The organism is Acinetobacter sp. 'aerobic (ED)', assembly GCF_904886855.1.
GTDB classification, from domain to species: Bacteria; Pseudomonadota; Gammaproteobacteria; order Pseudomonadales; family Moraxellaceae; genus Acinetobacter; species Acinetobacter courvalinii.
In genome coordinates this window covers 93,600-116,841 of sequence record NZ_CAJHGI010000007.1, presented here as the reverse complement: position 1 = coordinate 116,841, position 23,242 = coordinate 93,600, and the positions used below count along the sequence as shown (strand labels likewise).

The window sequence follows — 23,242 nt, the reverse complement described above, 5'->3', positions numbered from 1 at the left end:
CTGACGAGAAAATATGACCGCTCAGCCAATTGGCGAGATCAAGGTTTAAAACTATACTATCCCAAACGTTTGCAAGCACAATAGTATCATTTGTGTTTGGCAATTAAGAACACTCATGGCAGCGCCGAATCGCAATATTACGGTTGCCACCCTTAAAAATATGAGGAGTCCTACATGGAACACATCGAACGTGAAGCGATGGAGTTTGACGTAGTGATCGTAGGCGCAGGACCTGCTGGTTTATCTGCTGCGATTAAAATTCGTCAATTAGCGATTGAAAACAACCTACCTGACCTTTCTGTATGTGTTGTTGAAAAAGGCTCTGAAGTTGGTGCGCATATCCTTTCAGGTGCTGTACTTGAACCACGTGCCATCAATGAACTATTTCCAAACTGGAAAGAAGAAGGTGCGCCACTCAATGTTCCTGTAACGGGTGATGAAACCTACTTCTTATTGTCTGATACCAAAGCACAAAAAATGCCGTATTGGATGGTTCCAAAATCAATGCACAACGAAGGAAACTATGTGATTTCCCTCGGTAATGTCGTGCGCTGGTTAGGCCAGAAAGCAGAAGAGCTGGAAGTTTCAATTTTCCCTGGCTTTGCTGCATCCGAGATTCTGTACCATGAAGACGGTACCGTAAAAGGCATTCAAACAGGTGATATGGGCATTGGCAAAAATGGTGAGCCAACGCATAATTTCACGCCTGGTTATGAACTTCATGCCAAATACACCTTATTCGCTGAAGGCTGCCGCGGACATCTCGGTAAACGCCTGATCGCAAAATATAACCTTGATAAAGATGCTGATCCGCAACACTACGGTATCGGGATTAAAGAACTCTGGGATATCGACCCTGCTAAACATAAGCCAGGCTTGGTCATGCACGGTGCGGGCTGGCCATTGTCTGAAACCGGTTCATCGGGTGGCTGGTGGTTATACCACGCTGAAAACAACCAAGTCACTCTGGGCATGATCGTGGATTTATCCTATGAAAATCCGCACATGTATCCATTCATGGAAATGCAACGCTGGAAAACCCACCCAACCATCAAGCAATTCCTTGAAGGCGGCAAACGTATCTCTTACGGTGCACGTGCTGTTGTAAAAGGTGGCTTTAATGCTTTACCTAAACTCACTTTCCCAGGCGGTTGCTTGATTGGTGATGATGCCGGTTTCTTGAACTTCTCAAAAATCAAAGGCTCACACACTGCAATGAAGTCAGGTATGTTGTGTGGTGAAGCAGTATTCGAAGCCATTGCTGCGGGTGTTGCCAAAGGTGGCGATCTTGCGATTGCACGTGTGCTTGAAGGCGACGATCATTTCGACAAAGAGCTCACCTCTTATACCGATAAATATAACAATTCTTGGTTAAAAGAAGAGTTATATAACTCACGCAACTTTGGTCCTGCCATGCACAAGTTTGGTCAGTGGATTGGTGGCGCGTTTAACTTTATCGATCAAAACATCCTTAAAGTGCCATTCACCTTGCATGATCTTAAACAAGACTTTGCTGCACTGAAAACGGTAGATGCATCAACATTTAAGCCAAACTATCCAAAACCGGATGGCAAGCTTACCTTTGACCGTTTATCTTCAGTTTTCGTATCTAATACGGTACATGAGGAAAATCAGCCAGCCCATTTGAAATTGACTGATCCTTCAATTCCAGTGAACGTTAACTTACCAAAATGGGATGAGCCAGCGCAACGCTACTGCCCTGCGGGTGTTTACGAAATCATGGAAAATGATGACGGCTCTAAACGCTTCCAGATCAACGCAGCCAACTGTGTTCACTGTAAGACCTGTGATATTAAAGATCCATCACAGAACATTACTTGGGTAACGCCGGAAGGCGGCGGTGGTCCGAACTATCCGAATATGTAATTCCTTGCGACCCACTAAGACGCTGTCTTGGTGGGTCTCACCTTGCGAAGCTTTAGTCGCTTCTCATATCCAAATATGTAATTCAAAAACAAAAAATCCGAGTTTAGACTCGGATTTTTTTTATATGCCATGCAATTTAAAAGTCAAAAATTAAACTTAGCCTTTCTGCACCAGATAGCGGTATTCAGTATTGCTGTTTTCATCCAGGTTTTCTTCTTTGAGCAATAACTCATGTCCAAGATGCATACAGAATTTTGGAATATCCCATGAGGTTGACGGGTCTGTGGCAAGCACTTCAACCACATCACCTGACTTGGCTTTGCGAATGGCTTGATGCAACATCATCACAGGTTCAGGGCAACGTAAACCTCGCGTATTGATTTGAACAGCGGGAAGTTTTGGTTGTTCAGACATCATAAAACTCAAATATTCGAATTTTCGCATTTTAGCATAAACTGTTCATATAAAAATCATCCGGCCTGTTTTGGAAAACTGTACGTTTTTTACATAGTATTGTTGATGCATATCCGCTTTATCTTCGGTATGATGAAAATCATCTAATTGATATAGAGAGTCTTTAGGAAAGATCATGGTCGAGGAATCCAGTCCGTCGTGGGGTATGCGTGGCTTAAGAAAATGGTTAGGTACCGCACCTGAAACCCGCGATGAATTACTCAAGTTAGTTCAAGACTCACGTCGCTTTTTAGAGCCAGATACTGTTGCCATGCTTGAGGGTGTTCTTGACCTGCCAGCAACAAAGATTCGAGAAGTCATGACACCGCGTACAGCGATCATCAGCTTGCAGGAAGACGATCAATTACTTGATATCCTGCATGTACTGATTGATTCTGCACATTCGCGCTTCCCGGTATTCTCAGCAGACCAAAGCGATAATGTGGTGGGCATCCTGTTAGCGAAAGACCTATTACCTTTTTTAACTGAGCGTAATGTCAAAGTTGATATTCGTTCACTGATGCGCCAACCTGTGTTTGTGCCTGAAAGTGCACGTTCAGATCAGGTGCTGCGTATGTTGAAAAATACGCAAACCCATATTGCCATCGTAATTGATGAATATGGCTCAACCTCTGGTCTCGTCACCCTTGAAGATATTCTTGAAGAGATTGTCGGCGAAATCGAAGATGAACATGATATTGCCGATGAAGAAGCGTTATATATCGTTCCAGATAATGACCCGACCACAGCAAATACGTGGATTGTGCAGGCACTTACACCAATCGAACATTTCAACACTATTTTAAATGCAGATTTTTCTGACGATGAAGTTGAAACTATGGGCGGTTTACTGCTACAAGAAATTGGTTTAGTGAGCGATTTACAAGGTCAAACCATTGAACTTGGCGATTGGCAATTTACCATTATTGAAGCAGATGCACGCACTATTCATCTGATTCGAGCTGTCCGTCAATGAGAACCTATTTTGAGAAGCTGTTAAATTCGTCTCAACCACAAAAACAGCTCCCTTTTATTTTTCCACTGTTGATTGCACTCATTTCGGGTGCAATCTTTAGTTTGGCGCTCGCCCCTTACTATTTCTGGTGGCTGGCAATTTTATCGCCTGCATTACTGTATGCCGTATTGCGCCAGCGGAGTCCCCGTCAGGCCTTTGCGCTCGGTTGGGCCTATGGCTTTGGTTTATGGTTTGTCGGTGCGTTCTGGCTCTATACCTCCATCCATACCTATGGCGATACCAATGCCTTTTTAAGCGTGTTGATGATTGCCTTTATGGCGGCGGCAATGGGCTTGTTTACGGCCTTTCAAACCTGGCTGTATCGTCGCTTTTTCCCTGAGACACCGCTTACGTTTGCACCACTATGGGTGCTGTTTGAGTGGGCCAAGACCTGGGTATTCACCGGTTTCCCGTGGTTATTCGCTGGTTATGCCTTTACTGAACGTCTATTAGATGGTTATGCACCACTGTTTGGTGTGTATGCAGTTTCTTTCGTGGTGATTGTACTGGCCTGTGCCCTGGTGGAGATTTTAAACCGTCGCTGGTTTTGGGCGGTGCCTTCCGCAGTTCTAGTTTTAGGTGCATGGGGTGCTGGATTGATTCAGTTCGTTCAACCCAAAGCCGCCAAGCCCCTGAGTGTGTCTTTAATTCAGGGCAATATTCCCCAAGACCTGAAATGGTTGACTGAATACCAGATCAAGACCTTAGAAATTTACGCCAACCTGACCCGTGCTGAATGGGGCCGTGACCTGATTGTCTGGCCAGAATCGTCCATTCCAATGTTCCAGACCGATATTCCGGAATTTCTGGATGCGATGGCTGCTCAAGCCAAGAAAACAGACAGTGCTTGGGTAACAGGCATTCCCTATTGGGATATGGCCAAGTCACAGCAGGTCGGTGAGCCACTGTATTACAACAGTATTATGGCCTCAGGTAGCGATTCGCATGGTCTGTATAAAAAGCAGCGTCTGGTACCGTTTGGCGAATATATTCCACTATCTGGCATGCTGAAATGGGTTCTGCCTGCAATGCAGAACGATGTCAGCATGAGCGGTTTTACTCGTGGTGAAGCCAATCAGAAACCCTTAGCCGTCAAAGGCCATGCATTGGCAGCCGCCATCTGCTATGAGGTGGCTTATCCCAACCTGACCCGCCGTAATGCATCGGATAGTGACTTTCTCATCACAGTATCCAATGATGCCTGGTTTACAGGCACTGCTGGACCTTGGCAACATTTACAAATGGTACAAATGCGCGCCAAAGAAAATGGCCGCTGGTTTATTCGTGCCACCAATACCGGTGTGACAGCATTTATCGACCAGAATGGTCATATTGTGAAACAGGCACCCATGGATGAGGAAGCTGTGCTTCGAGGTGAACTGCCTGCCATGCAGGGACAAACCTTGTATAACCGTTTAAGTGATTATCCAATCCTGATTTTCTCAGTGCTGTTATTAATCGTTGGCTGGATTTACCGTCCACGTAAAGTCGATATTTCCTTTAAATCACGTCGATAAATCACAACAACTTTGTGCCCAGAGGAACCTCAAACTCTGGGACGCAAAGCGCCACCTCTCCTTCTGCATTATGAAAACCTGTGACCAGACATTCTGATTGAATCGGACCAATCTGTTTCTTCGGAAAGTTCACCACAGCCACTACCAGTTTTCCAATCAACTCTTCAGGCTGATAAAGTTTGGTAATTTGTGCACTGGATTTCCGGATGCCTAATTCCTCACCAAAATCGACCTGTAAGATATAGGCGGGTTTTCGTGCCTGTTTAAATACCTCAGCCTGTATAATCCGGCCGACCCGTAATTCAACTTTAGTAAAATCATTCCATTCAATTTGTTGCATCTAGTTATTCTCTGCGGTTTTCCAAGTCATATGGAATATAGAGGATCTCTATTTTTAAATAAAGATGCTTATTTTTACTCTCCATTCTAACCCTGCCTGTTTAATGAATTTTACTCTTTATAAAGCCGTATAGGTTTAGGTCAATTAATGTGCCAACATCTCTTCAACAATGCTTAGAACTATTTAATCAGGCATTCGCGTTGGTCGCTTTAGGAAGTAAAAAATAGGAAATTTCAAAAAGTTTTCTTTTGGTTTTGAACAGATTCCAAATTATTATGCCGTAGTTGTTTTAGCTTTGTTTCTATCGGTCAGCATAACCTTGAGGGCTTGTGTATGAATACGATACGTCGCCTGGGATTAGAATAATTTTCGCTGATATCTGGTTTTATTTCTGGGGAATTTTCTGGCTGATTGCTTTTCCTGTTCTGCTGCTGGTCTTACCCATCCTACGCAAAATTAGCTTTTTGTTTGTTTAGGCTGGCTAAGTTCAGACAATAAAAAAAGTAGATTTTAAATCTACTTTTTTAACGCTTCAGTTTTAAATGATTTAAAAGCTGATCGAGAATTGCAGGCTTAAATAGGCCACCAGACTGGATAAAAATAGCATCGGAATATAACGATAAGCCTTAAATAAAAATTGCTCATATTTAGAAATCAGGTCAGCCCGATGCCAGAGCGTGGTTTTCAAGGCACTTAAAAAGCACAGCACTAACCATGCACTGAACACGCTTAATGCAAAGAAACCAATCATAATCTGGCTACTGCCCTCAGTGGCTTGCCATAAGGTCAACGCACCTTCACTCATCGGCAATAACGCTAAAATGAGCAATACAGATTTAAGCATTGCCCAATGAAACTGATTCAGTTCATCCAACATAAAAAATGCTTTCATCTGATTTCTCACACTTGTGTTCAAAGGTCTGATTTATTATGCAAAGCTTTGATCTAAAGAAACAGTCTATTTTGCTGCATAATTTCTTTTTCTTGTAACTATTAAATATGGGAATAATTCTTATTATAACTCTCACATATTAAATATTTTATTCTATACTTATTTATCAACAACTTATAAATTAATTATTAATTAAGAAACATTATCACTTCACTCTCGATTTAATAACTCAAAAGTGAAGTGATATTTTTATCTAACGATTAAGGCTGATAATAAATATCGGCATCGTTGCCTTCGCCACCTTCTTTACCATCCGCACCAAACGAATATAAATCAAATGGACGACCTTCACGACCTGGAATCACATACTGTAAATCATTTTCCCAGCTATCTTTTGGATAACCACCTTTTACATAACCACCGGGTAACCAGTTTTTCGCTGTGGCTGGCTGGTTCACCAACGCATCTAAACCGCCATCTTGCATGGATGGGTAACGGCCATTATCTAACTTATATTGATCCAGCGCACCCGCAACACCTTTTAAGGTAATGCTGGTGGTATCGACTTTGGCTTTTTCACCACGACCCATCACGTTCGGAACGATCAGTGCAGCCAGAACACCTAAAATTACAATAACAACCATCACCTCAATGAGGGTAAATCCTGAGGCACGATTCATTCGAGCAATGCTCGAACATGCCGCAAGACGAGAAGCTATGCTTTGAGTGCAAGGATTCAAGCTTTGTTCAACATTGTGCTTATTCATTGAATTATTCATATTCATCTCTTTCATGTCACTCATCAGATCATATTGTTCATATTAATAATTGGCAACATTACCGCAATCACAATCACCAATACAATTGCTGCCATAAAAATCAGCATCAAGGGTTCAAGCAAGGCTAGTAACGTAGAAATAAAGGTGGTCACCTCACGGTCCTGCATGGTCGATGCACGATCCAACATACGATCCAGTTCACCAGAAGCTTCTCCACTTCGGATCATTTGTACCATCATCGGCGGGAAATAACCGCAACGTTCCAGTTGTGTTGCCAAATTCCCTCCTTCTGTTACACGTTCCATCGCCACTTCAATGGCATCACGAATTACCCAGTTATTACTGACTTCGGCGCCAATACGTAAGGCTTCCACTAAAGGCACACCTGAGCGGGTTAAAATGGATAAGGTACTGGCAAAACGTGCCGCATTTATACCACGCGAAAGTTTACCAAATAGTGGCAATCTGAGCGTTAATCGGTCAAATGCATAATGTCCTGCCGTCGTTCTTAAAAACCGGGTAAATAAAATAATGAATACGACGGCAAGAATGAGCATGCCAATCCAGGTATGCCGGATAAAGGCACTGGCCTTCATCAAGGCAACCGTAATCCAGGGCAAAGCTTCTTTACTTTGTTCAAAGGTCTTGACGATTTCAGGCACCACATAGGTCATCAAGCCCATCACAATGCCGAAAGACATCAACATCAGTACGATCGGATAAATCATCGCACCCTGAACTTTCTTCTGCATGGCAAAACGGTTTTCAGTGTAATCCGATAACTGATCCAGAATCAGATCCAGGTGGCCTGAACGTTCGCCTGCCGCCACTGTTGCAATGTATAGTTCAGGAAAGCGTCCTGACTGCTGCATCGCTTTTGCCAGTGAATGTCCTTCCAGAACTTTGGAACGTACCGCAATCAGTAGATTGCGGACATGCGCTTTTTCACTTTGTTTACTGACGGCACGCAGGGCTTCTTCCAGCGGAATCCCAGCCGCGACCAACACTGAGAGTTGACGCGTCATCAAGGCTAAATCATAAGCGCTAAAGCTTTTTTTAAACCATGAACGCTGTTGCTGTTTGTCTTTTTGCTCGACCGCATCGACCGCGATCGGGGTCCAGGCTTTATCGCGTAACTGTTGGCGAATCTGGCGTGCGGAATCCCCTTCCAGCACACCTTTTTGTTGCTTTCCAGAGGCATCAAGAGCAGTAAATTGATAAGCAGGCATGGTTCTGTTCTAATTGTCCCAAAATAGTCGTTGTTAAGTGCATCCGTGTATGGCCTGAGGAACGTGGTTCCACATGAAATTCATCGACATAACGCATAGCACTTTAGCATAATTCTATGAGATGCCGTCATGCCTTATTTAAGTTGTTTTAAGCGATCATACAACTTAAAAAGCTAAAAATATCAATATACACTTTATATGAATGAAGCCGATATGCCGACCCAAAATTCTAGCCCTGTTGTTTACCGTATTCGCGTTGCCATACCAGTGTATCTGTATGATACCTTTGATTATACGGTTAGCGCAGCGCAATACGCTCAGGCACAGGTTGGCGCGCGTGTTGCGATTTCATTTGGGCGGCAAAACCTGGTCGGGATCATCACTGAAAAAGTCAATCCAGACGAAGTCTTTACCGGTCAGTTCAAACTTAAAGCCATTACGGAATTACTCGATCAGGAAGCGATTTTAGACCAACAAGTTTTAACTTTGTTGACATGGTCAGCCCAATATTATCAATTTCCGATTGGCGAGGTCATGCAAAGTGCCTTACCCACTTTACTCAGACAAGGTCGTGCCTTAGATATCCTGTTTCATCTATGGAAAATCACACCCCATGATGACCCAGCCTCATTATTAAAACGTTCGCAAAAACAATATGACGCCTATCAGGTGTTAAAACTGCATCCGCATGGCACCACTGAAAATGTCTTAAACCTGAGCGGGGTGGAAACCTCGACCCTGAAAGCACTGGAAAAGAAAGGCTTGGTTGAGTGCGGTCTGGAGCCGCATGATTTTACCCCGACACCGGTGCAACTGGCGCAAGTTCCCTTAACACCGAATGAAGACCAGAAAAAAGCCATTCAACATATTCTCAAGGCACAACATCATTATCAGGCTTTTTTACTCGATGGTTTGACGGGCAGCGGCAAAACTGAAGTTTATCTGCAAGTGATGCATGAGGTATTAAAACAAGGCAAGCAGGTACTGGTGCTGGTGCCAGAAATTGGCCTCACCCCGCAAACCGTTTCACGTTTTAAGTCACGCTTTCATTGTGATATTGCCTTACTGCATTCAGGGCTGAATGACTCAAAACGGTTACAGGCATGGCAACATGCACAAACTGGCAAAGCCTCGATCATAATTGGGACACGCTCTGCAATTTATACTCCATTGCCCAATCTGGGGCTGATCATCCTGGATGAAGAACATGACCTCTCGTATAAGCAGCAAGAAGGCTTCCGTTATCATACCCGTGATGTTGCTTTATATCGCGGACATTTGCAGAACTGTCCGGTGATACTTGGCTCTGCGACGCCAAGTATCGATAGTTATCATCTGGTTGAGTCTGGAAAGCTGGAACTGCTTGAACTGAATCAACGTGCAGGCGTGGCGGTTTTACCGAAAATGCATGTGGTGGATTTAAAGATTGCAAAAAAGCAGCATGGTCTCAGCCAGACCTTGATTCAGCAAATCAAGCAGACCTTAGAGCGCAAAGAACAAGTCCTGATCTTTTTAAACCGACGCGGTTATGCGCCGATCCTGATGTGTGAAAGCTGTGGCTGGCAAGCCAACTGTCCACATTGTGATGCCCACTTTACCCTGCATTCACAACCTTACCATTATTTGCATTGTCATCATTGCGGAACCATCAACCGTTTGCCAGATCATTGTCCTGCATGCCAGAAACAGAGTTTGAAAACCATTGGAGCAGGAACGGCAAAGCTTGAGGAACATTTACAGGAACTGTTCCCGCACAATGAGGTAATTCGGGTTGACCGCGACAGTACCAGCCGGGTCGGTAGCTGGCAGAAAATTTATGACCGGATCCAGCAAAACAAGCCGAGTATCTTGCTGGGCACGCAAATGCTGGCGAAAGGCCATCATTTCCCGCATGTGACGCTGGTTGCGATTCTGGATATTGATGCAGGCCTGCTCAGTGTCGATCCACGTGCGCCTGAACGGACTGCACAATTGATTGTGCAAGTGGCCGGGCGTGCTGGACGTGGTGAGCATAAAGGCAGTGTCTATTTACAAAGCTTACGCCCTGATCATCCAATGCTAACCACGCTGATTGAGCATGATTATCGTACCGTTGCCAAACAAATGCTGGCTGATCGCAAAATTGCCCTGCTACCACCTTATCGTTATACGGTACTGGTTCGGGTGGAATCGAAAGATCGCGACTATAGCCAACACTTTCTGGCCGAGATTGCCCAGCAACTTAGAACAATGGCTGGCGAGCTGGTCGATATCTGGGGCCCAATCCCTGCACCGATGGAGCGTAAAGCAGGCCGTTATCGTGCGCACATGGTGATTTTATCTACCGATCGGGCAAAACTGCACTTTTATTTGCGTCAATGGTGGCAACAAGTGGTACATTTACCACGACAGCATCAACTCAGGCTTTCCATTGATGTTGATCCACAAGAGTTTAGTTAAGATACTTTAGACATACGTTATAAAAGACACGTCACAGGATTGGTCTTTTTAAGCTTTACTCATTTGGGTTCGTCTAAACAGAATAGAAAAATTGAGGCATTCGATGTCCTTACTGCTCCCCATTATTTTTTTACTGGCTGCGACTTTAATTTTTGTGCCCTTGGCCAAGCGCTACATGGGCACGACAGTTTTAGGTTATCTCATCGCAGGGCTTGTACTCGGTACACATGTTTCTGGGCTGATTGCAGATCCTCAACTGATCCAGTCACTGCTCAATCTTGGCATGATGGCGGTCATGCTGTTTCTAGGTCTAAGCTTTCGACCTGTACAACTGTGGCTGGAACGTAAAACTATCCTTAAAAGTACGGGACTACAACTTGCAGTCACCATCCCGCTTTTAGTCGGTGCAGCTTTCCTGCTGTTTCACCAGTTGCAGAGCAGTCTCATTCTTGGCTTTGCACTGGCACTCTCCGCAGTGACTTTAGCGCAGCAACTGCTACAGAACAAACAGCAACTGCATAGCCCGTTGGGGCAAGCCTGTTTGGCAACACTGCAATTTCAGATTTTTATTACCGTGATTCTGATTGCGCTGTTTCCTTTACTGGAAGATACTGCATCGACAAGACATGGGATTGCTTATTTTGCAGCGATCATTGCCACGATTTCAGGCCTGTTTCTCGCCAGTCGCTATCTGGTACGTCCAGCCTTCCGCTTTTTAGCACAAAAAAACAGTATCCAACTTATCCCTGTGCTGAGTGCCTTGATCATTGTCTCGGTCATTCTGATTATGGATATTTTGAATATTCATGTCTTGATTGCTGCATTTTTAGCAGGCTTATTACTGGCAGAAACCGAATTTAAAGCTGAAGTTGAACGTATTCTTGCACCTTTTAAAGATGCGGCCATCGGGTTGTTTTTTCTGGCGATGGGTTTAGGCCTTTCATTAGAACCTTTAATTCAAACTCCTTTACTGATCCTGGGTTCAATCTTTGGACTGATCCTGATCAAGGCGGGTGTGATTGCAGCCATCCGTTATTATCAACAACGTCATGCCCGACTCAGTACCCTGTTTGCCATCACCTTGGCGCAAAGTGGTGAACTGAGCTTTATCTTGCTCAAACTGGCAGAAAGTGAAGATCTGCTCAGCAAGGCCTTATTACAGCCTGCCTTGCTCATCGTCTTCGGCTCGATGTTATTGACGCCGCTGCTGTACTGGCTATTTGATACAGAAATTTTGCCACGGTTGCAGAAAAAAGTACTTGTTGCACCTGAAGATGTACCACAACATCCGATTCTGATTGTCGGTTTTGGACGCTTTGGACAAGTGGTTGCTCGCGCTTTACATGCACAGGGCAAACACTTTAGCGTGATTGACAGCAACCAGCCGGATGCTGATTTTATTGAACAATATGGACACCGGTTTTTTGATGCTGATGTGACCCAGGTTGAGAACTTACGTGCTGCCGGAATCGAATATTGCAAACTCCTGATCCTCGCCATTGATGATGTTGAAGACAGTATGAATCTGGCACGTTATCTGCGCTTAAATCATCCGGACCTGACCCTGTTTGTGCGGGCACGCGACCGTCATCATGCGCATTTGCTCAATGCTTTAGGCATTCAATATATCTGGCGTGAAACCTATGCCGCTTCACTGGAGATGGCCCAACAGGCGTTGCTTGAAACTGGGCTGTCAAATCTTGATGCACAAACCCAGATAGAGCGTTTTAAGCAACAGGATGAACTGCTGCTGATCCAGCAACATTGGGTACAGGAACAGCAAGAGGTTATTGAATATTATCCGAGTGCAATTGCAGAACTTGAGTATTTATTTGAAAACACAAAAACTTTGCAGACTGATCGCATGCGCAGTGATCAAAACACACAAAGTGATGCAAATTCACTCAATGAAACATCTTGAGTTTTAGCAAACTGACACCATTATTGACTGCATACATGCACCTTTTTATAAAGCCCTCAGTGCTTTTCAAAGCAGCGCATTGCTTTGTTTTTCCCTGTGCGGGATACTGGAGAAAAATATGTCTGATTTACGCCAACGCTTTTTTATTGAGGACTGCCCTGTTCGCGGTGAAGTGGTGCATCTGGAAGAAGCATTACAAACCATTTTGGCGCAACGCGAATATATGCCTGCAGTACAAAGCCTGTTGGGCGAAATGTTAAGCGCAACTGCATTACTTGCCAGCACACTGAAAATCCGTGGTCGTATTAGCTTACAGATTCAGGCAAGCGGTACCTTTAAATGGGCCATGGCTGAATGTAACCATTTGGGTGAAGTCCGTGCCTTGGCTGATTATGAAGAAGACCCGAGATTTGTCGAAGGCCATGATAGCCGTACGGTACTGGCAGCATTAACCAATCCTGTTCTGTTCATTAATATTGAACCTGAACACGGCGAACGCTATCAAGGGATCGTACCGCTTGATCAACCGACCCTGGCCGGCTGTTTGACGCAATATTACGATTTATCGGCGCAGATTCCGACACATATTGTCTTGGCGACCAACAGCAAACGTTCAGGTGGTTTACTGATTCAATTACTTCCTCGTAATGATGAAGAAGAACAAAAAATGGTGGACGAAGACCTGTGGCCTCGTCTGACCATGCTCACTGAAACCTTGAAGCCAGAAGAGCTGACCGATCTTTCAGCCAATGAAATCCTCTATCGTTTGTATAACGAAGAAGAAGTGCGTTTGCCTGAAGTTGAACAGTTAAAGTTTGGTTGCACCTGCTCTAAAGAGCGTTGTGCCAATGCATTGATCCAGATTGGTGTAGATGCAGTACACGAAACTTTAGAAGCGCAAAACCCGATCCAGATGGATTGCCAGTTCTGTAATACACGCTATGAATTTACAGCAGAAGAAGCTTTGGCTTTATTCGGTGAACATTTAAGTTAATTTACCCAATGTTCAAAAATAAAAAGAGACGGGCTTCCGTCTTTTTTTATTTTGTATTAAGGTCTACCCGATAAAACAATTTTCAAATCTCCCAATAATATCGACCTTATGATTAAGCTATGAATTACTTCGAATATTTGCTGTTTATTGTGAGTGTGGTGGTCCTCATTGCCACGCCTGGCCCTGTGATGATTCTGGTGGCCAGTGCCGGACTCAAAGGCGGTTATAAAAAAGCTTTACAGACCATCTTTGGAACCAACTTTGCCTCTTTAATCCTGATTTTTATTTCAGTGCTGATTCTCAAAGGCTTTCTCAGCATTGATGAAAATTACCTGAAAGCCATTCGGGTGTTAGGTTGCCTTTACATTGCCTATCTCGGTTATAGCATTATTAAAGAAGTCATTCAGGCGCCGCATCCTACTGCGATTCAAACCGTATCGGCACAAAATGGCGGTTTTAACAAAGGCTTTCTGGTCGGCATCTCCAATCCCAAAGATATTATTTTCTTTTCGGCATTTTTCCCGCAGTTTATTTCAATTTCACCCAATATCAATTTTAGTCTCAGTCTGTTGACGGTGACCTGGATTATTCTGGATTTCCTGACCTTATCTTTGGTGTATCTGTTCTTCCGTCGCTTATCACAAAGCAGTGTTTATCCAAAAATCCTCGGCTTATGCGGTGCCTTGCTGGTCTTGATTGCACTGTATGGTCTGATCGAAACCTTTATCTAGACGTTCAACCAAACCAAATAAAATTATTTACACGCTCTTTTCTGATTCAAACAGAACAAGTCTTATACAATCGAATCCATTGAAATCTCTTGGATTCGTTTCATAATGAAAGAAACACAACATTATTATATTTAAAGATCATGGCAAAAAATTATTATGAAGAGCTAGGTGTTTCCAGAGATGCCTCAGCAGATGAAATCAAAAAAGCCTATCGAAAACTGGCGCGTAAATATCATCCTGACATTAGTAAAGAAGCGGATGCGGAAGCCAAAATGCAGGCGATTAATGTCGCCTATGACACCTTGAGCGATAGCAGCAAAAAAGCTGAATATGATCAAATGCTGGATCATCCACAAGGTTTTTCCAACTTTGGTCAAAGTAACCAAAGCGGTTTCGATGGTGCGCAGTTCTATCGCCAGAGTTCAGGAGAAGGAGCAGATTTTAGTGGTTTTGAAGACCTGTTTGGTCGTTTCGGTTCAGGCTTTGGCGGCGGGCAACAACGTTCTCAACGCCAACAGCGTAGCTATCGTGGTGAAGATCAACATGCCAGTATTCAGGTCGATCTAGAGATTGCCTATCACGGATCAACCCAGCAAATCACGCTACAAATTCCGACTTATAACGTCTATGGTGAGCCTGAGGTTCAACGTAAAACCTTGGAAGTTAAAATTCCAAAAGGCATGAAGGAAGGTCAGCAAATCCGTCTCAATGGTCAAGGCCAGAGTGGCATCAATGGCGGTGCAAATGGCGATCTTTATATCGAAATTCAGTATAAGGATACTGACCGGATTCGGGTCGAAGGCGCTGACGTCTATCAAACCATTGATGTCAGTCCTTGGGAAGCGGGTTTGGGACAAGGCATCGAGGTCAATACCCCTGCTGGACAGCTCAAGGTCAACTTGCCGAAAAACGCCAAGAACGGACAGCAATTACGTTTAAAAGAGAAAGGCATTCCCAACAAGACTGCGGGACATCTGTACCTGATTATCAATATTGTTTTACCGCCAGCGCACAGTGAGCAAGAGCAACAGGCTTATCAACAATTTGCCGATGCCTTTGCTGAATTTAAACCTCGTGCCTCATAAGGAGTAAGATCATGACAACGATTCAATACAAAGAAATTCAATATGACGGTCACTGCCAAGTTGAAATCATTGATGAACAATTGGCACTTGATCTTGAACACTTTGCCGAAGCATGTGGTCAAAGTACCGACTGGGTCCTCAAGCTGATCGATTATGATATTTTGCAAATCTCTGTTGACCCACAAAGCTATCAGTTTATTGGTGAAGATGTCAGCCGTGCCAGACGTGCCTATCGCCTGCAACGCGACTTTGATGCAAGCCTGTCAGCTGTAGCCGTGATGCTGGATTTAATCGATGAAGTGCAACAGCTACGTAAACAGCTCAAACATTTTCATTAAAGGATTTAGTATGACCAAGTTCAAACTATTTTAACTTGGTCATTTTCTCCACTTCTTTCAGCGTTTGCTTAATCGGTTCGTAGTCCAGAAACCATAACAAATTCAGATTACGCTGCTTATGCTGCTGTGCCAGCAAATCAATTACACTCCGCTCACCGCGCCCAACCAGATGCTGACGATAGAAATAATAGAGCAGCAACACGGTACTCATGAGCATCACGCCCAGCATGATCCAGAACCCGACAGGTGATTTCAGCCCGGGAATAAACTCGAAGTTCATCCCATAGATACCTGTTAATAAGGTCAATGGCGCAAAAATGGCGGTGATAATGGCTAATATGCGCATGTTTTCATTGGTCTGGTTGGCAATCGCAGAAAAGTGCAAATCGATAGCCGACTGAATCGCATTACGCAAGCGTAAGGTATGTTTCTGTACCCGCTCGACATGGCTCATCAGATCATTCAAACGTACCAGCAAGATATCTTGTGCCTTATGCTTATGCTCACCTACGACATGATGATAATTATCCACCAGCTCATCTCTAAACTCCTGCAAGGTTTCAATCTGTTCCTCACATAAATTTTCGATTTGCTGGAATGCCATGTCTTCATGAAATAACTGATGCCATTGCTTAAAACGACGATTGCCCTGTAACAATTGCTGTTGCCAATATTCCACCCGACGGGTGAGCGGAGTCCGTAGATTCAGATAACCATCAATCATGCTATTCAGTAAACGCAAGCAGAGATCTGCGGGTGTGGCAGGTAATTTACGTGGTTTATTCTGCTCGGCGATCGGACGTCCCATTATCGTCTGAATACGCTGAATATAACTCTCTACTGCCTGATTCCCCTGCTCTCTGACACTGACCAAAATCGTAGGGGTCAAGATAAAACTCATCGGTGTGGTGGCAAGTCCAAATACGCTCTCATGGGATTCCAGCACATTCTCGCTTTCAAGAATCTGGTCATCTGGACTAATGAGTTTACGGAACACCAGCAGGTCATATTCTTCTACCGTATCAAAAGCACAAGGATGCTCGATATTGAGTAAGTCGCGCATATGAAATTCGTTCAAGACCAATCCCGTATGCCGACAAATATCACTTTGCCAGGTCTCGGTATGATTGACCAGATCCTGTCTTAAACTATCGACCCACAAAAATTCCAGCGCATGTTCTGCTTGTTGTTCTGTACTAATAAAAATTGTATTTTCGCTGTTATGACGATAAAAATAATAAAGCTGCATAGGACAAGATGAATTTGGATAGCTATTGAAATGCTGCCATGAAGCGTCATAAAAAGCTATCGCTATTCAAACAACCGCTTTGCTATGCCATAAAAAAAGCCTCATAAGGAGGCTTTTTTAACAAATCAAAGATTATGCATCTTCTTTAACGATACCGTGTTTTAACGCCAAATCAAGTTGTTCTTTATCTAATGCTTTATCCCATTTCGCAACCACGATCGTTGCACATGCATTTCCGACCAGGTTGGTTAATGCACGACATTCAGACATGAAACGGTCAATCCCTAAAATCAGTGCCATCCCTGCGACTGGAATTGCAGGTACGACTGAAAGTGTCGCTGCCAAGGTAATGAAGCCTGCACCAGTGATCCCTGCTGCACCTTTAGAGCTCAACATCGCCACCAATAGAATCGTAATCTGCTGAGTCAGCGTCAATTCGATATTACAGGCCTGCGCGATAAACAAGGCTGCCAAGGTCATGTAAATATTGGTACCATCCAGATTAAATGAATAACCTGTCGGAATCACCAGACCGACCACTGATTTCTCACAGCCTGCCTTTTCCATTTTCGCCATCAATGAAGGTAATGCGGCTTCAGATGAACTGGTTCCGAGTACCAACCAGAGTTCATCTTTAATATAACGGATCAGATCAATAATCGAGAAACCGTTATAGCGTGCAACAGCGCCCAGAATGACGATCACAAACAGTAATGCGGTAATATAGAAGGTCGCGATCAGCAACATCAGGTTACCAATCGAGCTAATGCCGTACGCACCAATGGTAAATGCCATGGCACCAAATGCACCAATCGGCGCGAACTTCATCAACATTCCCACTAAAGTAAAAACAGGATTAGTCAGTTGTTGAAGAAAGTCTGTAACTGGACGACCTAAATCGCCTGATTTTGCCAATGCCAAACCAAATAATACGGCAACAAATAGCACTTGAAGAATCTGTCCCGATACGAACGGGCTGACCAAGGTATCCGGAATAATATTCATTAAGAAGCCGGTGATTGAAGACTCATGTGCTTTGGCTGCATATTCGTCAACTTTGGTGCTGTGTAAGGTACTTGGATCAATATTTAAACCATGACCTGGTTCAATCACATTTCCGACAATCAGACCAACAATCAAAGCTAAGGTTGAAAAGGTCAGGAAGTAAATCATTGCCTTCCCGGTCACCCGTCCAACACTTCCAATGTTTTTCATGCCCGCGATCCCTGTGACAACGGTCAGGAAAATCACCGGGGCAATAATCATTTTCACCATTTTAATGAAGGCTTCGCCCAGCGGCTTCAAGCTTTCACCAAACTCAGGAAAGAAATGACCGAGTAGTATCCCCACTACAATTGCGAAGATCACTTGTACATAGAGAATTTGATAGAACTTTGGTTTCTTGGGAGGTTGTTGGTCATCTTGACCTGCGGCTACATGATCGACAAGCATGTGCAATATTCCTTCATATTGAGATGAACAAATAGACTTCCGACTGTCTATCTAAAACCACATAAATACGGCAGGCACGGAAATTTGGGGAATTCTACGTTAGTTGTAGGGCTCACATTTAAAATATTAGACTAATGTCTAATATAAAAGCCACTTATGTTCATAATTTCTACAGCTTATGCCCAAAATGTTTAAAAATTATGTCCTGAATAATCATCCAGTTAATAAAAAAAGCGCATTGTGTAAACAATGCGCTTTTTAAGTCGAAAGACCGGGCTAGCTTATGCTTGCTCGATATCTTTCATTGTCAACTTGATACGACCACGGTTGTCGACATCAGCAACCTGTACTTTTACTTCCTGACCTTCTTTCAATACGTCAGTCACATTCGCAATACGCTCATTCGAGATTTGCGAAATGTGAAGCAAGCCATCAGTACCTGGCATGATATTAACGAACGCACCAAACTCAACGATACGGATGACTTTACCATCGTAGATTTTACCTGGTTCAACTTCTGCAGTAATCGCCTGGATTTTTGCAATTGCAGCTTTCGCAGCCGCTTTGGTTTCACCAAATACGCGTACGGTACCATTGTCTTCGATATCAATCGCAGCTTTGGTTTCTTCAGTGATTTGACGGATGGTTGCACCACCTTTACCAATCACATCACGGATCTTGTCTGGATTGATGTTAATGACTTCAAATGTTGGTGCATTGGCACTGATTTCTGCACGTGCACGTGAAATCACTTTATTCATTTCATTAAGGATGTGCATACGACCTGCAAATGCCTGGTTTAATGCAACTTCCATGATTTCTTCAGTGATACCTTCGATCTTGATATCCATTTGAAGTGCAGTAATACCGTTTGCAGAACCGGCAACTTTAAAGTCCATATCACCTAAGTGATCTTCATCACCCAAGATGTCAGAAAGAACTGCAAAACGCTCGCCTTCTTTCACCAAGCCCATTGCAATACCTGCAACTGGTGCTTTAAGCGGAACACCTGCGTCCATAAGTGATAATGAAGCACCACATACAGAAGCCATTGAAGATGAACCGTTAGATTCAGTGATGTCAGAAACGATACGAATCACGTACGGGAAGCGGTCAGCTGCCGGAAGAACGGCTTGAACACCACGACGCGCTAAACGGCCATGACCGATTTCACGGCGCTTAGGACCAGATTCACGACCGGTTTCACCGACAGAATATGCTGGGAAGTTATAGTGCAACATGAAGTTGTCAGTTTTGGTACCCGCAAGGGTATCTACCATCAACGCATCACGCGTGTTACCCAAAGTGGTTGTAACCAACGCCTGAGTTTCACCACGTGTAAATAATGCAGAACCGTGTGCACGGTCTAATACGCCTACTTGTACGTCGATACCACGAACAGTTTTGGTATCACGACCATCAATACGTGGCTTACCTGACAAGATGTTGTCACGTACGGTACGGTATTTAAGGTCTTCAAACAATTCATTAACTTCGTCAGCAATACCCGTTTCATCATTTTCAGGAACGAACTGAGCAACTGCTTCTGCATAAAGTGCATCAAGTGCCGCATAACGGTCTTGTTTGACTGCAATGGTATATGCTTCAGAAATCTTCGCTTCGAAAGCTGCTTTTAATTGCTCAAGAAGCACTTCGTTTTTGCTTGGAGCAACCCAAGTTGATTCAACTGCGCCCGCAGCAGCAGCAAATTCTTTGATCGCTTGAATTGCGATTTGCATTTCGTCATGACCGAACAGAACAGCACCGAGCATCTGGTCTTCTGAAAGCTCTTTCGCTTCAGACTCAACCATCAATACTGCAGATTCAGTACCCGCAACCACAAGGTCAAGGTCAGATTGTGCAAGTTGTTCAAAGTTCGGGTTAAGAACGTATTCACCGTTGATTAAACCAACACGCGCACCGCCGATTGGACCACGGAATGGGGTACCGGCAATTGACAATGCAGCAGAAGTACCGAGCATTGCAGCAATATCGGCATCCATGGTTTTGTCAGAAGAAACAACAGTTGCTGTAACTTGAATTTCGTTGAAGTAACCTTCCGGGAACAACGGACGGATTGGACGGTCGATCAGACGTGAAATCAACGTTTCAGCTTCTGAGGCACGGCCTTCACGCTTACCGTAACCACCCGGGATACGACCAGCAGCATATTGTTTTTCTTGGTAGTTAACAGTTAGCGGGAAAAAGTCTTGACCCGCTTTTGCTTTAGGTTGGGCAACCACTGCAACCAGAACAGTTACACCACCCATGGTCACTAACACTGTATTGGCTTGACGTGCAACACGACCCGTTTCTAAAACAACCTGATGTTGACCGAATTGGAATTCTTTACGAATGATATTAAACATTGACATGTATTATATTTTCCTAGTTTTATTCTAGTGAGACCCCTAAGGTTTGGCATTCAGACCACCACTAGCGTGTGGATAAATGACAAAGCTTAGAAGCCATCGCACTAGATCAAAATTTTTAAATAAATTTAAACACAAAGAAGGAGCGAACAAGCGCCCCTTCTAAACTCACCTAACGGAAATTAGGTGAAACTCTCTTTTCAGCGATAAGGCATTGCAACATGCGAAATAGCGAAAACAAAGTAAAATCGAATTAACGACGTAAACCTAATGCGCCGATCAAAGCAACATAACGACCGTGATCTTTACCGTTTAAGTAGTCAAGTAATTTACGACGTTGGTTTACCATACGGATCAAACCACGACGGCTGTGATGGTCGTGTTTGTGTTCTTTAAAGTGACCTTGCAAATCGTTGATTTGCGCAGACAATAAAGCAACTTGTACTTCAGGTGAACCAGTGTCGTTTTCAGCACGAGCAAATTTAGCGATGATCTCTGCGCGATCTGCGTTAGTTAAAGCCATTCGATTTCTCCGAGATGCTTAAAAAATAAAATGATATTGATCAGTTGGAACCAACTGACTGCCGTGCATCACTACAGCAAGGCGCTATTTTAAGTGATCTATCGCTATATTGCAAAATTGTTTTATGTTCGCCGGCATTTCGGCAGCTGACAGCATTGTACAAAATAGGCACACTAGCCTTGCTCTGTTTAGATTGATGGCAGACAAAAAAGAAAATGAAAAATTGCGAGGGATGCGTGAAAATTTTATCGACCAATACCTGCTACGTGCCAGATGACCTTAATCAGGTAATTCGCAGCAAAGATGAAGTGTCAGCGGACTTGGGTGGCATGACCGAAAGACAGCTTCAAAAAATCTGGAACAGTGTTGAATCTTTATATAAAACGGGGAATTATCCACTCATCACCTTATGTTTACGCCGTCAGGGACAGATTCTACTTAATCGTAGCATTGGTTATGCGCAAGGCAACTCCGCTGAGGGCTTGGCAGCAGATGCCAAGATTGCCACACCCGATACGCCTGTCTGTCTGTTTTCTGCCTCGAAAATGGTGACGGCAATGTTAATTCATATGCTGGATGAGCGTGGCGAGCTGAATTTGCTTGACCCGATTAGCTATTACATTCCTGAATATGGCGTCAATGGCAAACGCCGCGCCACCATTTTCCATTTACTTTCCCATCGTGGCGGCATTCCACGTATTGATCAGGAAGTTACGCCAGAACTGCTATTTAACCAGCAAGACATCTTAAAGCTGCTGTATGCTGCAAAACCGGTTTCCCCTTCGGGTACCCACCTTGCCTATCATGCTGTCACTGCCGGTTATATTCTGGGTGAAATTGTTCAGCGGGTCACAGGGCAAAGTGTTCGTGAGTTCCTCGCCGAGCATATCGAAAAACCGATGGGGCTGGACTATTTCAACTACGGCCTAAAACCTGAATATCGTGACGATGTTGCCCTCAACTATGCCACCGGGATTCATCCGAGTCTGGGCACCGACTACTATCTTAATCACGTATTAGGCGGTGGTCTGCAACTGGCGGTGGATGTCACCAATGATCGTCGCTTTATGGACACCATTTGTCCTGCGGGCAACATCTATACCAGTGCTGAACAGGCGGGCCGTTTCTTTGAAATGCTGCTGAGTGGTGGTGAGTACCAAGGTAAACAGATCATGAGTGCCAAAACCGTATTCCGTTCCACCTTGCCGACTTCGGGAGTCAGTCTGGATCGAACCCTGCTAGCACCGATGCGCTATGCACTGGGGCCAATGCTGGGTAGTAATCCAATCGGCTTATTTGGGCCAATGACAGGACAGGCCTTCGGTCATATCGGTTTCTCCAATATTTTATGTTGGGCGGACCCTGAACGTGACATTAGCGTATCGTTGCTTACCACCGGTAAATCAGTCGTAGGGACACATCTGCCTGCACTGGCAAAAACGCTATACCAGATCTCTAGCAATTGCCCGAAAATTCCGAAAAACCAGCGCCGGTCGCTATTTGCGACAGATCGTACTGAGGCGGATCTGGTTTAACTTTTAAATTAAACAGATCAAAACAAAAAAGCCCAAGTTTCAACTTGGGCTTTTGCGCTGAGATTTTATTATTATCATTTTGCTTTGTTTTTATTATTAACTCTTCTTCTCCTTTCACATTCATACCCTCTGAATGTTTTATCCACATCATGTTCTTACTTATTCTCTGTTATCGCATGTGTGTTGTTTCTATACTGACTATTCTGTCAGAATCAATTGTGGAGAAAAATAGCATTTTTCTTATCTCTGTGTAAGAAAAAACGTACAAGTCTGTATAACATTTAACTTAATAATAACAAAAAATTGTTCTACAACAGAATTCTCATTTCTTGTTTTTATCAGACTAAATTAAACCTGCATAAAGTGACAAAAACATGAATGTTCACGTTTTGAATCATAGGACGGCCAGATCTGAAGGTTGATAAATATGTCGTGCCTGAATAGCGAAAATAAAAAAGCCCTGTAGTCTCTCCCAAAACTACAAGGCTTAG

Annotated in this window: 20 protein-coding genes; 11 read left to right on the top strand and 9 right to left on the bottom strand. The window is 43.9% G+C overall.

Translation table 11 applies throughout. The features are described 5' to 3' along the window. The first annotated feature begins 174 nt into the window (after positions 1-174). The gene (locus JO943_RS14440; RefSeq protein ID WP_202741160.1) at positions 175-1,887 is read left to right on the top strand and encodes an electron transfer flavoprotein-ubiquinone oxidoreductase; all 1,713 of its coding nucleotides are present in this window, start codon (positions 175-177) and stop codon (positions 1,885-1,887) included. Positions 1,888-2,043: 156 nt separating this feature from the next. Here JO943_RS14440 and tusA read toward each other — a convergent pair whose 3' ends face one another. Further along, positions 2,044-2,301: a sulfurtransferase TusA gene (gene tusA / locus JO943_RS14435; protein WP_005226520.1), complete on the bottom strand. Its 258-nt coding sequence runs from the start codon at positions 2,299-2,301 to the stop codon at positions 2,044-2,046. A 175-nt stretch (positions 2,302-2,476) separates the two neighbouring features. Between tusA and JO943_RS14430 the strand changes: the two genes are divergently transcribed. Beyond that, positions 2,477-3,316 carry an HlyC/CorC family transporter gene (locus tag JO943_RS14430; RefSeq protein ID WP_004774169.1) on the top strand — a complete coding sequence of 280 codons (840 nt, stop codon included), beginning with the start codon at positions 2,477-2,479 and terminating at the stop codon, positions 3,314-3,316. Next, on the top strand, positions 3,313-4,872 hold the full coding sequence (gene lnt / locus JO943_RS14425) for an apolipoprotein N-acyltransferase (RefSeq protein ID WP_005226518.1): 1,560 nt from the start codon (positions 3,313-3,315) through the stop codon (positions 4,870-4,872). The genes JO943_RS14430 and lnt overlap by 4 nt, the downstream gene beginning before the upstream one ends. Position 4,873: 1 nt before the next feature. Here lnt and JO943_RS14420 read toward each other — a convergent pair whose 3' ends face one another. Beyond that, entirely contained in the window at positions 4,874-5,212 is a 339-nt protein-coding gene (locus tag JO943_RS14420) for a tRNA-binding protein (RefSeq protein WP_199974177.1), read from the bottom strand. A 329-nt stretch (positions 5,213-5,541) separates the two neighbouring features. Between JO943_RS14420 and JO943_RS18660 the strand changes: the two genes are divergently transcribed. Then, positions 5,542-5,688 carry a DUF2798 domain-containing protein gene (locus JO943_RS18660; protein ID WP_413814530.1) on the top strand — a complete coding sequence of 49 codons (147 nt, stop codon included), beginning with the start codon at positions 5,542-5,544 and terminating at the stop codon, positions 5,686-5,688. 71 nt (positions 5,689-5,759) lie between these two features. Here JO943_RS18660 and JO943_RS14415 read toward each other — a convergent pair whose 3' ends face one another. The 3 genes from JO943_RS14415 to gspF all read right to left on the bottom strand — a co-directional run bounded on the left by JO943_RS14415 (position 5,760) and on the right by gspF (position 8,112). Next, positions 5,760-6,104, bottom strand: coding sequence for a hypothetical protein (locus JO943_RS14415; RefSeq protein WP_199949784.1), 345 nt, complete (start codon positions 6,102-6,104; stop codon positions 5,760-5,762). A 260-nt stretch (positions 6,105-6,364) separates the two neighbouring features. Beyond that, positions 6,365-6,907, bottom strand: a complete 543-nt coding sequence (gene gspG, locus JO943_RS14410) for a type II secretion system major pseudopilin GspG (protein WP_202741159.1) — start codon at positions 6,905-6,907, stop codon at positions 6,365-6,367. Continuing rightward, positions 6,907-8,112 carry a type II secretion system inner membrane protein GspF gene (gene gspF, locus JO943_RS14405; protein WP_005280799.1) on the bottom strand — a complete coding sequence of 402 codons (1,206 nt, stop codon included), beginning with the start codon at positions 8,110-8,112 and terminating at the stop codon, positions 6,907-6,909. Before gspF ends, gspG begins: the two co-directional genes overlap by 1 nt. Positions 8,113-8,325: 213 nt before the next feature. Between gspF and JO943_RS14400 the strand changes: the two genes are divergently transcribed. From JO943_RS14400 to JO943_RS14375, 6 genes are all read left to right on the top strand, one after another. Continuing rightward, positions 8,326-10,551, top strand: a complete 2,226-nt coding sequence (locus JO943_RS14400) for a primosomal protein N' (protein WP_171067652.1) — start codon at positions 8,326-8,328, stop codon at positions 10,549-10,551. Positions 10,552-10,654: 103 nt separating this feature from the next. After that, on the top strand, positions 10,655-12,472 hold the full coding sequence (locus JO943_RS14395) for a cation:proton antiporter (RefSeq protein ID WP_005226508.1): 1,818 nt from the start codon (positions 10,655-10,657) through the stop codon (positions 12,470-12,472). Between the two features lie 118 nt (positions 12,473-12,590). Further along, positions 12,591-13,466, top strand: a complete 876-nt coding sequence (gene hslO, locus JO943_RS14390) for an Hsp33 family molecular chaperone HslO (RefSeq protein WP_005226506.1) — start codon at positions 12,591-12,593, stop codon at positions 13,464-13,466. Between the two features lie 119 nt (positions 13,467-13,585). Then, a complete protein-coding gene (locus JO943_RS14385) occupies positions 13,586-14,197 on the top strand; it encodes a LysE family translocator (protein WP_005226505.1) in 612 nt (203 codons plus the stop codon). Positions 14,198-14,337: 140 nt separating this feature from the next. Beyond that, positions 14,338-15,282: a DnaJ C-terminal domain-containing protein gene (locus tag JO943_RS14380; protein WP_199974190.1), complete on the top strand. Its 945-nt coding sequence runs from the start codon at positions 14,338-14,340 to the stop codon at positions 15,280-15,282. Between the two features lie 11 nt (positions 15,283-15,293). Next, positions 15,294-15,620, top strand: coding sequence for a chaperone modulator CbpM (locus JO943_RS14375; protein WP_005226501.1), 327 nt, complete (start codon positions 15,294-15,296; stop codon positions 15,618-15,620). A 25-nt stretch (positions 15,621-15,645) separates the two neighbouring features. Here JO943_RS14375 and JO943_RS14370 read toward each other — a convergent pair whose 3' ends face one another. The 4 genes from JO943_RS14370 to rpsO form a co-directional block, all read right to left on the bottom strand. Then, positions 15,646-16,869, bottom strand: coding sequence for a magnesium transporter CorA family protein (locus JO943_RS14370; protein WP_199974193.1), 1,224 nt, complete (start codon positions 16,867-16,869; stop codon positions 15,646-15,648). Positions 16,870-17,001: 132 nt separating this feature from the next. Next, on the bottom strand, positions 17,002-18,321 hold the full coding sequence (locus tag JO943_RS14365; protein ID WP_202741158.1) for a dicarboxylate/amino acid:cation symporter: 1,320 nt from the start codon (positions 18,319-18,321) through the stop codon (positions 17,002-17,004). 281 nt (positions 18,322-18,602) lie between these two features. Beyond that, positions 18,603-20,690 carry a polyribonucleotide nucleotidyltransferase gene (gene pnp / locus JO943_RS14360; RefSeq protein ID WP_202741209.1) on the bottom strand — a complete coding sequence of 696 codons (2,088 nt, stop codon included), beginning with the start codon at positions 20,688-20,690 and terminating at the stop codon, positions 18,603-18,605. Between the two features lie 256 nt (positions 20,691-20,946). Then, positions 20,947-21,216, bottom strand: a complete 270-nt coding sequence (gene rpsO, locus JO943_RS14355; RefSeq protein WP_004774141.1) for a 30S ribosomal protein S15 — start codon at positions 21,214-21,216, stop codon at positions 20,947-20,949. Positions 21,217-21,452: 236 nt separating this feature from the next. Here rpsO and JO943_RS14350 point away from each other — a divergent pair, with 236 nt between their 5' ends. Next, a complete protein-coding gene (locus tag JO943_RS14350; protein ID WP_005226495.1) occupies positions 21,453-22,751 on the top strand; it encodes a serine hydrolase domain-containing protein in 1,299 nt (432 codons plus the stop codon). The last annotated feature ends 491 nt before the right edge of the window (positions 22,752-23,242 follow it).

What these genes read in the sequence shown, in the direction of transcription:
- JO943_RS14440 (WP_202741160.1), top strand. Translation starts at nt 175, where the DNA reads ATGGAACACATCGAACGTGAAGCGATGGAGTTTGACGTAGTGATCGTA.
- tusA (WP_005226520.1), bottom strand. Translation starts at nt 2,301, where the DNA reads ATGTCTGAACAACCAAAACTTCCCGCTGTTCAAATCAATACGCGAGGT.
- JO943_RS14430 (WP_004774169.1), top strand. Translation starts at nt 2,477, where the DNA reads ATGGTCGAGGAATCCAGTCCGTCGTGGGGTATGCGTGGCTTAAGAAAA.
- lnt (WP_005226518.1), top strand. Translation starts at nt 3,313, where the DNA reads ATGAGAACCTATTTTGAGAAGCTGTTAAATTCGTCTCAACCACAAAAA.
- JO943_RS14420 (WP_199974177.1), bottom strand. Translation starts at nt 5,212, where the DNA reads ATGCAACAAATTGAATGGAATGATTTTACTAAAGTTGAATTACGGGTC.
- JO943_RS14415 (WP_199949784.1), bottom strand. Translation starts at nt 6,104, where the DNA reads ATGAAAGCATTTTTTATGTTGGATGAACTGAATCAGTTTCATTGGGCA.
- gspG (WP_202741159.1), bottom strand. Translation starts at nt 6,907, where the DNA reads ATGAGTGACATGAAAGAGATGAATATGAATAATTCAATGAATAAGCAC.
- gspF (WP_005280799.1), bottom strand. Translation starts at nt 8,112, where the DNA reads ATGCCTGCTTATCAATTTACTGCTCTTGATGCCTCTGGAAAGCAACAA.
- JO943_RS14400 (WP_171067652.1), top strand. Translation starts at nt 8,326, where the DNA reads ATGCCGACCCAAAATTCTAGCCCTGTTGTTTACCGTATTCGCGTTGCC.
- JO943_RS14395 (WP_005226508.1), top strand. Translation starts at nt 10,655, where the DNA reads ATGTCCTTACTGCTCCCCATTATTTTTTTACTGGCTGCGACTTTAATT.
- hslO (WP_005226506.1), top strand. Translation starts at nt 12,591, where the DNA reads ATGTCTGATTTACGCCAACGCTTTTTTATTGAGGACTGCCCTGTTCGC.
- JO943_RS14385 (WP_005226505.1), top strand. Translation starts at nt 13,586, where the DNA reads ATGAATTACTTCGAATATTTGCTGTTTATTGTGAGTGTGGTGGTCCTC.
- JO943_RS14380 (WP_199974190.1), top strand. Translation starts at nt 14,338, where the DNA reads ATGGCAAAAAATTATTATGAAGAGCTAGGTGTTTCCAGAGATGCCTCA.
- JO943_RS14375 (WP_005226501.1), top strand. Translation starts at nt 15,294, where the DNA reads ATGACAACGATTCAATACAAAGAAATTCAATATGACGGTCACTGCCAA.
- JO943_RS14370 (WP_199974193.1), bottom strand. Translation starts at nt 16,869, where the DNA reads ATGCAGCTTTATTATTTTTATCGTCATAACAGCGAAAATACAATTTTT.
- JO943_RS14365 (WP_202741158.1), bottom strand. Translation starts at nt 18,321, where the DNA reads ATGCTTGTCGATCATGTAGCCGCAGGTCAAGATGACCAACAACCTCCC.
- pnp (WP_202741209.1), bottom strand. Translation starts at nt 20,690, where the DNA reads ATGTTTAATATCATTCGTAAAGAATTCCAATTCGGTCAACATCAGGTT.
- rpsO (WP_004774141.1), bottom strand. Translation starts at nt 21,216, where the DNA reads ATGGCTTTAACTAACGCAGATCGCGCAGAGATCATCGCTAAATTTGCT.